The sequence below is a fragment of the Ruegeria sp. genome, assembly GCF_028066395.1.
Lineage (GTDB): Bacteria > Pseudomonadota > Alphaproteobacteria > Rhodobacterales > Rhodobacteraceae > Ruegeria.
Genome location: NZ_JALCBM010000089.1, coordinates 1 through 12,334, shown reverse-complemented (window position 1 = coordinate 12,334; position 12,334 = coordinate 1). Strand labels below are relative to the sequence as shown.

Annotated in this window: 13 protein-coding genes; 5 read left to right on the top strand and 8 right to left on the bottom strand. The window is 60.9% G+C overall.

Annotation, left to right across the window (positions count from 1 at the left end; translation table 11 throughout):
• On the top strand, positions 1-540 hold a 540-nt coding region (locus MPJ51_RS19780; protein WP_298390444.1), incomplete at its 5' end, for an HRDC domain-containing protein.
• A gap of 110 nt (positions 541-650) precedes the next feature.
• Positions 651-1,217, top strand: a complete 567-nt coding sequence (locus MPJ51_RS19775) for a hypothetical protein (protein ID WP_298390442.1) — start codon at positions 651-653, stop codon at positions 1,215-1,217.
• Between the two features lie 91 nt (positions 1,218-1,308).
• Here MPJ51_RS19775 and MPJ51_RS19770 read toward each other — a convergent pair whose 3' ends face one another.
• Positions 1,309-1,839 carry a hypothetical protein gene (locus MPJ51_RS19770; protein WP_298390440.1) on the bottom strand — a complete coding sequence of 177 codons (531 nt, stop codon included), beginning with the start codon at positions 1,837-1,839 and terminating at the stop codon, positions 1,309-1,311.
• 145 nt (positions 1,840-1,984) lie between these two features.
• Between MPJ51_RS19770 and MPJ51_RS19765 the strand changes: the two genes are divergently transcribed.
• The gene (locus tag MPJ51_RS19765) at positions 1,985-2,395 is read left to right on the top strand and encodes a SufE family protein (RefSeq protein ID WP_298390438.1); all 411 of its coding nucleotides are present in this window, start codon (positions 1,985-1,987) and stop codon (positions 2,393-2,395) included.
• 6 nt (positions 2,396-2,401) lie between these two features.
• Here the strand turns inward: MPJ51_RS19765 and MPJ51_RS19760 are convergent, their stop codons facing one another.
• Together MPJ51_RS19760 and MPJ51_RS19755 are read right to left on the bottom strand one after the other, a co-directional pair.
• Positions 2,402-3,064 (bottom strand): DUF1638 domain-containing protein, encoded by a 663-nt coding sequence (locus tag MPJ51_RS19760; protein WP_298390436.1) that lies wholly within the window; start codon positions 3,062-3,064, stop codon positions 2,402-2,404.
• Between the two features lie 121 nt (positions 3,065-3,185).
• On the bottom strand, positions 3,186-3,884 hold the full coding sequence (locus MPJ51_RS19755) for a B12-binding domain-containing protein (RefSeq protein ID WP_298390434.1): 699 nt from the start codon (positions 3,882-3,884) through the stop codon (positions 3,186-3,188).
• A 288-nt stretch (positions 3,885-4,172) separates the two neighbouring features.
• Between MPJ51_RS19755 and MPJ51_RS19750 the strand changes: the two genes are divergently transcribed.
• On the top strand, positions 4,173-5,249 hold the full coding sequence (locus MPJ51_RS19750; protein WP_298390432.1) for a PA0069 family radical SAM protein: 1,077 nt from the start codon (positions 4,173-4,175) through the stop codon (positions 5,247-5,249).
• 45 nt (positions 5,250-5,294) lie between these two features.
• Here the strand turns inward: MPJ51_RS19750 and gltA are convergent, their stop codons facing one another.
• Positions 5,295-6,590, bottom strand: coding sequence for a citrate synthase (gene gltA, locus MPJ51_RS19745; RefSeq protein ID WP_298390430.1), 1,296 nt, complete (start codon positions 6,588-6,590; stop codon positions 5,295-5,297).
• Between the two features lie 121 nt (positions 6,591-6,711).
• Positions 6,712-8,112, bottom strand: coding sequence for a glutamate--tRNA ligase (gene gltX, locus MPJ51_RS19740; protein WP_298390455.1), 1,401 nt, complete (start codon positions 8,110-8,112; stop codon positions 6,712-6,714).
• Positions 8,113-8,190: 78 nt separating this feature from the next.
• On the opposite strand from gltX, the gene MPJ51_RS19735 reads away from it, so the two are divergent.
• Positions 8,191-10,230 carry a ComEC/Rec2 family competence protein gene (locus MPJ51_RS19735; protein ID WP_298390428.1) on the top strand — a complete coding sequence of 680 codons (2,040 nt, stop codon included), beginning with the start codon at positions 8,191-8,193 and terminating at the stop codon, positions 10,228-10,230.
• Here MPJ51_RS19735 and lexA read toward each other — a convergent pair.
• From lexA to MPJ51_RS19720, 3 genes are all read right to left on the bottom strand, one after another.
• Positions 10,224-10,922, bottom strand: a complete 699-nt coding sequence (gene lexA / locus MPJ51_RS19730) for a transcriptional repressor LexA (protein ID WP_298390453.1) — start codon at positions 10,920-10,922, stop codon at positions 10,224-10,226. The two genes, MPJ51_RS19735 and lexA, sit on opposite strands and share 7 nt — an antisense overlap.
• A gap of 78 nt (positions 10,923-11,000) precedes the next feature.
• Positions 11,001-12,173 carry a gephyrin-like molybdotransferase Glp gene (glp, locus tag MPJ51_RS19725; protein ID WP_298390426.1) on the bottom strand — a complete coding sequence of 391 codons (1,173 nt, stop codon included), beginning with the start codon at positions 12,171-12,173 and terminating at the stop codon, positions 11,001-11,003.
• A partial coding sequence (locus tag MPJ51_RS19720) for a cyclic pyranopterin monophosphate synthase MoaC (RefSeq protein WP_298390450.1) occupies positions 12,170-12,334 on the bottom strand: 165 nt, incomplete at its 5' end. The genes MPJ51_RS19720 and glp, both read right to left, overlap by 4 nt.

Here is a 12,334-nt window from a genome sequence, read left to right as displayed (position 1 = left end):
AAGACCCGCACCAACTCGGCCAAGTTTCTGGCGGTGGTGCGCGAGTTGGCGCAGTTCCGCGAAGGTTATGCGCAGCAAAACAACGTTCCGCGCAGCCGGGTGTTCAAGGATGACGCGCTGATCGAGATGGCCTCGACCAAGCCGAAATCGCCTTCGGATCTGGGCAGTTCGCGCCTGTTGCTGCGCGAGGCCCGAAAGGGTGCGATTGCCGAGGGGATTCTGGCCGCCGTCAAACGCGGGGTGAACTGCCCGCCGGATCAGATGCCCCGGATCGACAACAGCCGCGACAAGCTGAAGGTCAATCCAGCGCTGGCCGATCTGCTGCGGGTGCTGTTGAAATCCAAGACCGAAAGCGTCGGGGTGGCGGCCAAGCTGATCGCCTCAAGCGCCGATCTGGATATGATCGCCGCCGGCGAACGCGACGTGCCCGCGATGACCGGCTGGCGGTTTGAGGTGTTTGGCGAAGACGCCCTGAAACTGTGCGATGGCAAAATTGCTTTGGCGGCCAAAGGACAGACGGTTGAGGTGGTGTCGCTTTAAGCGATTTTCCGCACCAGTCGCAGAACGTAGCCGGTGCGCGGTTACAATTAAATAACTTACATTTTGCTGCATCAGCACAGACATTTTTTAACTGAACTTGAAATAGGTAAATGACTTCCAATCTCGCAATCTTCACTCGACAGATCCGTAGCCGCTCCTCCGAGCACCGGCAAGCAATGGAATTATTGGCAAAGGCTGGATTGGTTGGCCAGATGATTTCCGTTCTGCGTCAGGAACTCGACTCGATGGTTCGGGTGATTTACCTGCTAGCCCAAAGCACTGAACGCCAAGAGCTTTTGATTGAGGCCTCGGTTCGGGGCGAAAAGTGGACGCAGGAGGCATCTCGCGCGCGGGTTACGGACAAAGAAATGGTTGACCTCGCTCAGCATCTACAAGGCTGGACACAGTCCGTCTACAAATTTGGATGTGCATTCATCCATCTTTCCAACCTGCACGATTACAACGACCGAGACCCGCTTCAACAATTACCGGAGGCGGAGCGAAGGGACATCATAGCCCATTGTCGCCACTATCATGGCGGGCCTAACGTCGGTACGGAACGATTTAAAGAACTCGTGCCGTACATTCCGAGTGTTTTTCAAAAGATTGCAGGGAACCTTGAATTGTATGTTGTAGATCTCGAAAAGAAAAGCACTCTGCGGCCTGCCGAGATTTGACGAGAGCGCCCACACTTACTTCTTCCGAAGCATTTTGGTTCAAGACAATTTAGAAACGAAGGCGAAAAGGCGGGAGGGTAAGGATTAATATCTAACGCCGCCGCGATTCCAGCGCGTTTTGCTGTCCGGTTACGCGGACCAGACGAATCCCCTCTAATTCTTTTGCGGTCACATTGATCGCATCCGACACCATGCGCGACCGTTCGGTGCCCTGTGCCGTGGAATATTCGGGATAATTCACACGGAAGGTAAACTCCAACACGCCGTTCTTGGTGTTTTCCTCGGTCTCGACCCGGGCCAGCCGCGCGCCAAAGGCGCCCTGACGAATCGCGGTGCCTGCGGCATAGACGATGGCACCCGACGGGGTCGGGTCGATCCGCAGCTCATCAATCCGGGCGATCGGGATGCTGGTATCCTCGGCCTCGGGGCGTGAAAACAGGCCCGACCCTTCGCGTTGTTCCGGGATCAGAGCATTCGCATCATTGACGGATGTTTCAACCGTGGCAGGGGCCGGTTGGCTGGACCCGAACCAGTTGGACGGGTTCACCCGCGAGTCGCGCCAGCCGCTGCAGCCCGACAGAATGAACGAGGAAACCAGAAGTACAGAAAGAGATTTGTGCATGGGCCCAGAGATTTGCGCATATTTTCCAGCACAGGGGTTACCGCAAATTCATCGGCTTGAAAAGCCACGTGGGGGACTGGACAGACGGTTATGCTGGGCATAGGTCACAATTGTGATCGCCGCAACGCAAGGAACAGCGAAGACCATGGCTACGCCCGCCTTTGAAGAGATCGTCGAGGATTTTGAGTTTCTGGAGGACTGGGAAGACCGGTACCGCCATGTGATTGAGCAGGGCAAGGCGATGGACCCGCTGGACGACGCGCTGAAAGTGCCTGCGACCAAGGTCACCGGGTGCGCCAGTCAGGTCTGGCTTCACCCGACTATCGAAGGTGGCGTGTTTCATTTCGATGGCGACAGCGACGCGCTGATCGTGCGCGGCCTGATCGCGGTTCTGCGCAGCCTCTATAACGGGTTGCCGGTGCGAGAGGTGCCCGGCGTGGACGCCGCCGCCGAGCTGGCGCGGCTGGGGCTGAACGATCACCTCTCGGCGCAGCGGTCAAACGGGCTGCGTTCGATGATCGAACGGATACGAGAAGTCGCGACGGCCAGTGCCTGACACCTGTCAGCGGGGCCGCGTTGCCCAATCGGACAGGGTGGTTTCCAGATCGCCATAGCGGGTGAACCTGCGTTCAAACTCCAACCCCATCCGATCCGCACATTCCATGGCGCGGCGGGTCAGCTCCGGGTCGTCGGTCTGGGCCTGATAGACCAGCTTGGTGTAATTGCCGAAATACATGTCACGCAGCTGCGGGTGACGATCCAGGCCAAGGGGTTTCCAGACAAAGGCGTCGAACTGCCGGGCCAGGAAATCCGTCAGGTAGAACGCGGTCGTTTCATCCTCGCCATGGGCGGCAAAGGCGTCATTGCCCTCGAAGAAGGAATAGCAGTGGGGGCCCTTGATCATCTCGACCCCAAGCTTTTCGCAGGCCTGCTGTAGCAGCCCGCCGGTGCCGCAATCGGCATAGACCACATAGATCTGTTCGTAATTGCCCTGATGTTTGGCGACCGCATCCTCGACGGCCTGTGTGATCCGTTCGGGATGCACATGCAGGATCGCGGGCAGGCAGGTCAGCGCCATGTGATCCCAGCCATTGCGGGTTTTCAGATCGAGAATCTCGCGCGCCAAGGCTCCGCAGGCGATCAACAGAATCTTTTCGGCCTGTTGCTGCGCGCTGTAGCCCTGTTCGGTCAGGCTTTGATCATCTGGCAGTGGCGTATCCGTCATCGGGCTTCCGTTCACTTGCGTTCCAGGTTCAATCTGTGTCCCATCAAGGGGCAGGGCAAGCCCGCATGGGTCAAAAAAAAGGCCGCCCGGATGGACGGCCTTTGTTTCATATTCCGTCGGCTTAGCCTGCCATCTGGTTGTGGCGGCGCGATACGAAATCCTTGGCCATTTCCACAGCCACGGCGGCATCGCGGCAATAGCCGTCTGCGCCGATTGCCTTGCCGAATTCCTCGTTCAGGGGGGCACCGCCCACCAGCACGATGTAATCTTCGCGCAGGCCCTGTTCGACCATGGTGTCGATGACGACCTTCATATAGGGCATCGTCGTGGTCAGCAGGGCGGACATGCCCAGAATGTCGGGTTTTTCGGTCTCCAGCGCCTCAAGGTAGTTTTCGACCGGGTTGTTGATGCCCAGATCGACCACCTCGAAACCGGCACCTTCCATCATCATCGACACAAGGTTCTTGCCGATGTCGTGGATGTCGCCCTTGACGGTGCCGATGACCATCTTGCCCACGCGCGGCGCGCCGGTTTCGGCCAGCAGCGGCTTGAGGATCGTCATGCCGCCCTTCATCGCGTTCGCGGCCAGCAGAACCTCGGGCACGAACAGGATGCCGTCGCGGAAGTCGTGACCCACGATGGTCATGCCGCCGACCAGAGCTTTGGTCAGAATGTCGTAAGGGGTCCATCCGCGCTCCAGCAGGATGTTCACTCCTTCTTCGATTTCTTCCTTCAGGCCGTCGTAGAGGTCATCGAACATCTGCTCGACAAGTTCGTCGTCATTCAGTTCGGACAGGACGATGTCTTCTTCATCGGACATGGGGCGGTTCCCTAAAGCTGTTGGGGCCATGGGCCCACGGTGGCGTTTTTCCCGTTTTGGCCATTTCGTCGCAGGTCTACTGTGACGATTGCGACCTCGGTCGTTCTTAGACCGACCTATAGGTCAGAATTTACCTCGATGGCATCGAATTTTTTGCAAGATTATCTTGCGAAGCCTTCAGATTCTCTTTTGATTTTCAAATTTCTTTGGAATGCGCGGGCGGTGCCCGGCTTGCGGCAGGTCGGATCAAGCCTTGTGCGGGCCGGGGCGGTCTAGTATCCATTAAGAATGAGAACAAAAGTGGAACATGTGGCGGTGCCCGGGCGCGGGGCAATGTCGAATGAGGCGGGCCGATTCGAACGATTGGCCTCCATCGCAGAGCCCGATGGCTGGGATATGGACGACGACCTGCCACCCTTGCGGACCGAGACCCGAGAGGAGGTTGCGCGCAGTCTGATCACCTATAACCGCTCGCCAGATTTGCCGTTTGATCGCTCGATCAACCCGTATCGGGGCTGCGAACATGGCTGTGTCTACTGTTTTGCGCGCCCCAGCCATGCTTATCTGGGCCTGTCATCGGGGCTGGATTTCGAAACCCGTCTGGTGGCGCGTCCGAACGCAGCCGAGGTGTTGGCGCGGGAATTGTCGGCGCGCTCCTACAAGGTGGCGGCGATGGCACTTGGCACCAATACCGACCCTTATCAACCGATCGAGAAAAAGCGCGGGATTACAAGGGCCTGCCTTGAGGTCCTGAGCGCGTTCAATCACCCGGTCGGGATCGTGACCAAAGGCACGCTGGTCGAGCGGGATATCGACATCCTAGCCCCGATGGCGCGGCTGGGTCTGGTGCGGGTGGGGATATCTTTGACCACGCTGGATGCCGGATTGTCGCGCCGAATGGAGCCCCGCGCGCCATCGCCGCAGCGCCGTCTGGAAACGATCCGTCGGTTGACCGGGGCGGGGATTCCGGTGCGCGTCATGACCTCTCCTATCGTGCCGGGGCTGACGGATCATGAGTTGGAGGCACTGTTGGAGGCCGGGCAACAGGCCGGGGCCGACGCGGCCAGTTGGATCATGCTGCGCCTGCCGCGAGAGGTGTCCGGGCTGTGGCAGGACTGGCTGGCCGAACATGAGCCACATCGCGCGGGCAAGATCATGACCCGCCTGCGCGAGATGCATGGCGGCAAGGATTACGATCCGCGCTGGGGTCACAGAATGCGGGGGGAAGGCACCTATGCCGAGATGATCGCGCAACGGTTCAAGGCCACGGTCAAGCGGTTGGGATTGCAAACGAAATCCGCACCGCTGCGCAGTGACCTGTTTGCGGTGCCGCCGCAGGTGGGCGACCAGCTCAGCCTGTTCTGAAAAGAAAAGCCCCGGCGCCGGGCCGGGGCTTTCTGATGTCAGGTTTTAGCGGTTTTCGATGTCCGTGTAATCCCGCAGCGTCTCACCCAGATACAGCTGGCGCGGGCGGCCGATCTTGTTTTGCGGATCGGCGATCATCTCTTTCCACTGGCTGACCCAGCCCACGGTGCGCGACAGGGCAAAGATCGGAGTGAACATCGAGGTCGGGAAACCCATCGCCTCAAGAATGATGCCCGAATAGAAATCCACATTCGGGAACAGCTTCTTGTCTGCGAAATACGGATCTTCCAGCGCCTGTTTCTCCAACGCCTTGGCGACCTGCAGCTTCGGGTTGTTCTCGATGCCCAGCAGCTCCAGCACCTCGTCGGCGGACTGTTTCATCACCTTGGCGCGCGGGTCGAAGTTCTTGTAGACGCGGTGGCCAAAGCCCATCAGGCGGAACGGATCATCCCGGTCCTTGGCACGGTCGATATATTCGGGAATGCGGTCAACGCTGCCGATCTCTTCCAACATCTCAAGGCAGGCCTGGTTGGCACCGCCATGGGCCGGACCCCACAGGCAGGCGATGCCCGCCGCGATACAGGCAAACGGGTTCGCGTTCGAAGACGACGCCAGACGCACGGTCGAGGTCGAAGCGTTCTGTTCGTGATCCGCATGCAGCGTGAAAATCCGGTCCATCGCGCGGCTGAGGATCGGGTTGACCTCATAATCCTCGGTCGGCACGGCAAAGCACATGCTCAGGAAGTTCGACGCGTAATCCAGATCGTTGCGCGGATAGATGAAGGGCTGACCGATATGGTATTTATAGGCCCAGGCCGCGATGGTCGGCATCTTGGCGATCAGCCGGTGCGAGGCGATCTCGCGCTGAAGGGGATCGGTGATATCGGTCGAATCGTGGTAGAAGGCCGACATTGCGCCAACCACACCCACCATGATCGCCATCGGATGCGCATCCCGGCGGAAGCCGCGATAGAAATACTGCATCTGCTCGTGCAGCATGGTGTGACGGGTGATCGTGGTCTCAAAGCTTTCGAGGGTACCGGCGGTCGGCAACTCTCCGTAGAGCAGCAGATAGCACACTTCCAGGAAATGCGATTTCTCGGCCAATTGGTCGATCGGATAGCCGCGGTGCAGCAGCTCACCCTTGTCGCCATCGATATAGGTGATGGTGCTGTCGCAGCTGGCGGTCGAGGTGAAACCGGGATCATAGGTGAACACGCCTGCCTGCCCGTACAGCTTGCGGATATCCACGACATCCGGGCCCGCGGTTGGCGAGTAAACCGGCAACTCGTAATCCTTGCCATGAACGGTCAGGGTGGCTGTTTTTTTGCTGTCGGTCATTTCGTCCCTTCCTTGATCAAGCACAAGCCGGTGCGCTGTCCGGGCTTGCGGGCAACGGCTGCACGCAAGCGCGCAGTCCGGGTCTTAGCGGAGCAGCGTTACCCGAATATGAAGGCCGGGTTTATTTCACTGCATCAGAAAGCCGCGCCAGGGTTTCATCCCGCCCCAGCACGAGCATCATGTCGAAAACCGAAGGTGTCACGGCCCGCCCGGCCAGCACCGCGCGCAGCGGTCCGGCCAGTTTGCCGAACTTTACCCCGTTTGCCTCGGCAAAGGAATTCAGGGTTTCCTCCAGCTCGTCTCGGGACCAGCTAGCATTTTGCAACTGCGGCGTCAATTCACTCAGTATACCGTCGGATACAGATGCCAGCGCCTTTGCCGCTTTCTCATCCGGTTCCACCGGGCGGCTTGTCAGCACAAAATGCGCTTTTTCAAGCAGTTCCGGGAAGGTTCGGGCCCGATCCTTCAGGCAATACATGGCCCGTTCCAGATCACCGGATTGTGTCTGATTCAGCGATGGCAGATCGGCTGCCGACAGGTATTCCGCGATCTCTTGCCGCAGCGCAGCATCGTCCGAGATCGCAATGTGCTGGCCACACAGGTTTTCCAGCTTCTTCAGGTCGAACCGCGCCGGGCTTTTGCCGATACCGTCCAGATCGAACCACTCTTTGGCCTGCGCATCGGTAAAGAATTCATCATCCCCGTGGCTCCAACCCAGTCGCGTCAGATAGTTGCGCATCCCGGCGGCCGGATATCCCATGGCCTGATATTCCTGCGCGCCCAATGCGCCGTGGCGTTTGGAGAGCTTCTTGCCATCCGGCCCGTGAATCAGCGGGATATGCGCCCAGACCGGCACGTCCCAGCCCATCGCCTGATAGATCATCATCTGGCGGGCGGCATTGTTCAGGTGGTCATCGCCCCGGATCACATGGGTCACACCCATGTCGTGGTCATCGACCACAACCGCCAGCATGTAAACCGGCGTCCCGTCCGAGCGCAGCAGGATCATGTCGTCCAACTGATCGTTGCGGATGGTCACGTCGCCCTGCACCTGATCGCCGATCACCGTCGTCCCGTCCTGCGGGGCCTTGATGCGGATCACAAAGGGCAGATCGGGATGGGTCGCGGCATCGGCATCGCGCCAGGGGCTGCGGAACAGGGTCGATCTGCCCTCGGCCCGGGCTTGATCGCGGAAGGTCGCGATTTCGTCCTGGGTTGAGAAACACTTATACGCCTTGCCCTCGGCCAGCAATTGATGCGCGACCTCGGCATGGCGGGCGGCGCCTTCGAACTGGCTGACGACCTCTCCGTCATGGTCCAGACCCAGCCACGCCATACCCTGCAGAATCGCCGCTGTTGCCTCCGGGGTTGAGCGCTCGCGATCCGTGTCCTCGATCCGCAGCAGGAATTTGCCACCACGTCCGCGCGCATACAGCCAGTTGAACAGCGCGGTGCGCGCGCCGCCGATATGCAGGAAACCGGTGGGCGAGGGGGCAAAACGGGTGACAACCTGATCGGACATGGTGGGGATTAACCTTTTGGTAACCGTAGCGGGCATAGAGTTGCGCCTGTCTAACGAGCCCGGGGGACGGGGGCAACCATGCGTGTTCTGGCAGGGATTGAGACCGCCTTACTGAAACAGCGCGGCTATCTGTTTGCGTGGTCTCCGGTCTGTCTGGCCCTTGGAATTGGCCTGTATTTCCATCTGCGGTTCGAGCCGGGACCGCAGCTTTACGGCTGGGTTCTGGTGCTGGGTCTGGGGGTGTTGGTTGGCGGTCGTGCACTGTCCGCCGCCTGGGTCCCGCTAACGGTTGGGGCGGCACTGGTGGCGGCAGGGTTTCTGCTGGCCGGTGCGCGTGCCCATGGGGTCGCAGAGCCGGTCCTGAAATGGCGCTACTATGGCCCGGTCGAGGGGCGGGTCGTGGCGCTGGACCGCTCGGCGTCGGATGCGCTGCGGGTAACGCTGGATCAGGTGCGGATGGGGGATGTCCCCGCTGATCAGCGTCCGCAGCGCATCCGGGTGTCCATGCATGGCGACACCATCGCCCTGATGCCCGGCCAACGGATCATGACCACCGCCCATATGTCGCCCCCGCAGGGCCCGGTTGAGCCCGGCGGGTTTGATTTCCGCCGCCACGCCTGGTTTCAACGCCTGGGCGCGGTGGGCTATGCGCGCGTTCCGGTGATGCCGGTCGCCCCGGCCAAAGATGGGCGCAGGGGGGTGCAGGTCACCTATTGGCGCATGGCGATCTCGGACCATGTAAGACAGGTGTTGCCGGGAGAGGTCGGCGGATTCGCCGCCGCCGTCACCACGGGTGACCGCAGCGGTATGGGGCAGGAGACGCTGAAGGCGCTGAGGGCCTCGAATCTGGCGCATCTGCTGGCGATTTCCGGGCTGCATATGGGGCTTTTGACCGGGTTTATCTTCGTCGCCTGCCGCATCGGATTTGCGGCCATTCCGCCGCTGGCGCTACGGCTGCCGGTGCGCAAGCTGGCCGCGATCTGCGCCTTGCTGGCTGCCATGATCTATCTGCTGCTGTCCGGTGGCAATGTCGCGACCGAGCGTGCCTTTGTCATGGTCACGGTCATGCTGGGTGCGGTGCTGATCGACCGGCGGGCGATTTCCCTGCGCGCCGTGGCCGTGGCCGCCCTGATCGTTCTGACGCTGCGCCCCGAATCCCTGCTGAGCCCCGGTTTCCAGATGTCTTTCGCCGCCACCACCGCACTGGTCGCCGTCTTCGGGGGCCTGCGCGATTTCGGGCCGTTGCCTGGGCCGAAATGGACCAAACCGGCACTGGGGCTGCTGATGTCCTCGGCCATTGCCGGGCTGGCCACCGCACCCATCGGGGCTGCGCATTTCAACACCATGTCGCACTATGGCTTGCTGGCCAATTTCCTGTCGGTGCCGGTCATGGGTTCCGTCGTGGTGCCCGCCGCCGTCATGGCCGCCTTGCTGGCGCCTATCGGGTTGGACTGGATCGCACTGGCCCTGATGGGATTGGGGTTGCGCTGGATTTTGGGGGTGGCGGATTGGGTCTCGGGGTTGGAGGGCGCGCAGGGATATGTGGTCAGTCCGCCGGATTTTGTCTTGCCGATGCTGGCCATGGGGGCGTTGTGGCTGATCTTATGGCAGGGTCGCGCGCGATGGGTCGGGATGGTGCCAATGGTTGCGGCGCTGCTGCTGTGGGGGCAGGGACACCGGCCCGAGGTTCTGGTGGCCGATACCGGCAGTCTGATCGGCGTGATGACCGAGAACGGACGGGCGCTAAGCAAGAGCAAGGGCAGTGGTTTTGTTGCCTCGGTCTGGTTGGAGAATGATGGCGACGGGGTGGAACAGGCGGCCGCCGCTGGCCGTTGGCCCCACGCGCCGGACCGTATCCAGCGCTTTTTGCTGGGGGACAAGGAACTGGTGCATCTGACCGGGAAACGCGCGGTTCAACAATTCGACGAATGTACGCAGAATCAGGTGGTTATTTCGCCCGTCGCACTGGAGCTGACCGGCAAATGCACGATCTTCGGCCCTTCGACCCTGCAGCGCTCAGGTAGTCTTGCCTTCGACAAGGGCCGCGTCGTCACAAGTTCCGAGGTCACGGGGCAGAGGCTCTGGTCGCCCCGACCCCGTGCGCTTAAGGATCAATAACTGCGGATCAGACCGACAAGCCGCCCCTGCACCTTGACCTTATCCTCGGGCAGAACGCGGGTCTCGTAGGCCGGGTTGGCGGCCTCCAGCGCGATGGCATTGCCGCGGCGGAAGAACCGTTTCAGGGTGGCTTCCTGATCCTCGACCAGCGCCACGACGATATCGCCGTTATCGGCGGCAGAGGTTTCGCGGATGATCACGACATCCCCGTCATTGATCCCGGCCTCGATCATCGAATCGCCACGCACCTCAAGCGCATAGTGATCGCCGCTGCCCGACACCATCGAGCCGGGCACCGCAACGTGGTGCGACACATGGCTGATCGCTGCGATTGGCACACCGGCGGCGATGCGGCCCATTACCGGCAGTTCCATCGCATCGACCTTGACCGGCTCAAAGTTCGCCGGGCGCGGGCCGGTGGGGCGGTCGCCTTCGATCACCCGGGGCTGGAATCCTGTCGTGGGCTCTCCACCCAGGCTTTCGGGCAGTTTGACGATTTCGATGGCGCGGGCGCGATGGGCGAGGCGGCGGATAAACCCGCGTTCCTCCAAAGCGGTGATCAACCGGTGAATCCCGGATTTCGACCGCAGATCCAGCGCAATCTTCATTTCGTCGAAACTGGGCGGAACACCGTCCGCCTGCACACGTTTATGAATGAATTCCAGCAAATCCAGCTGTTTTTTGGTCAGCATCGCTCGCACCTCGTCGCTCATGCGTTTTCTTTTGTTCTACGCATGTTCACGTTTTGTGTCAACGGATTTGGCGTTGGATCAGATCGGCAGGTACTGAACCTCATCCCCAGCAGGGCGCTCCGGGTCATGCGGATCGCGCACCAAAAGCGCGTTGGCCTGAGCCAGAACACTCAGCAGAGAGCTGTCCTGATCGTCACAGGCGCGGATGCCATTTTCATCCAGCACCGCGCGCATGTAATGTTCGCGGGGGCCATTCTTGCCCAGCGGTGCGGTCAGACGGGCGCGTCGGAAGGGGGTCAGCGCCTGTTCCTGTCCCAGCATATGGCGCACCATCGGGGCCAGAAACAGGTAACCACAGACCATGGCACTGACCGGATTGCCGGGCAGGCCGACCATGGCCGTATCACCCATCCGCCCGGCCATCAGCGGTTTACCGGGACGCATGCGGATTTTGTAGAACGCACGCTCCATCCCCAGGCTTTCCGAGACATCGGCGACCAGATCATAGTCGCCGACCGAGGCGCCGCCGATGGTCACCACCAGATCGGCGTCCTGCGCCAGCCCAAAGGCGGTTTCCAGCGAGCCGACTGTGTCCTGCGCGATGGGCAGGATGCGGACATGCGCGCCAACATCCTCCAGTAACGCTTTGAGACCAAAGGTATTTGACGCGATAATCTGATCGGGGCCGGGGGTCTCGCCGGGCATCACCAGCTCATCCCCGGTTGAGATCAGGGCGATCTCGGGCTTGCGCGTCACACGGACCAAGGGGAGGTTCATCGCGGCCATCAGGGCGATGTCCTCGGGGCGCAAGCGACGGGGTGCGGCGATCCGTGTGCCTACGGCAAAATCGATACCTGCGGGACGGATATTTGTTTTCGATCCGGGATCGTCGGTGATGGTGATCAGGTCTCCGCGCCGGTCGGTATCTTCCTGAATGACGACAAAATCCGCACCCTCAGGCACCGGCGCGCCGGTGAAAATGCGCACAGCCTGACCCGGGCCGACCTTGTCATCGAACCGTTGACCGGCTGCTGACTCGCCGATCACCTTGAACATAGCGTGCAGTTCGACCTCGGTCGCTTTGACCGCATAACCGTCCATGGAAGAGGCAGCAAAGGGAGGTTGGTCGCGTGTGGCGCGGACGTCTTCGGCCAGAATACGACCTGCGGCCTCGTGCAGCGGGACAATCTCTGTGTCAAGCGGCGCGACCAGATCGAACAGCAGCGCGCGGGCTTCTTCTACGGTGATCATTCCGCCTCGTAACGTCCTGATTTGCCGCCGTCTTTCAGTAATACGCGGATGCCGCCGATCTCCATCGCCTTGTCCACGGCCTTGGTCATGTCATAGACGGTCAGCGCTGCCGTTGAGACGGCGGTCAGCGCCTCCATCTCGACCCCGGTCTGGCCCGAGGT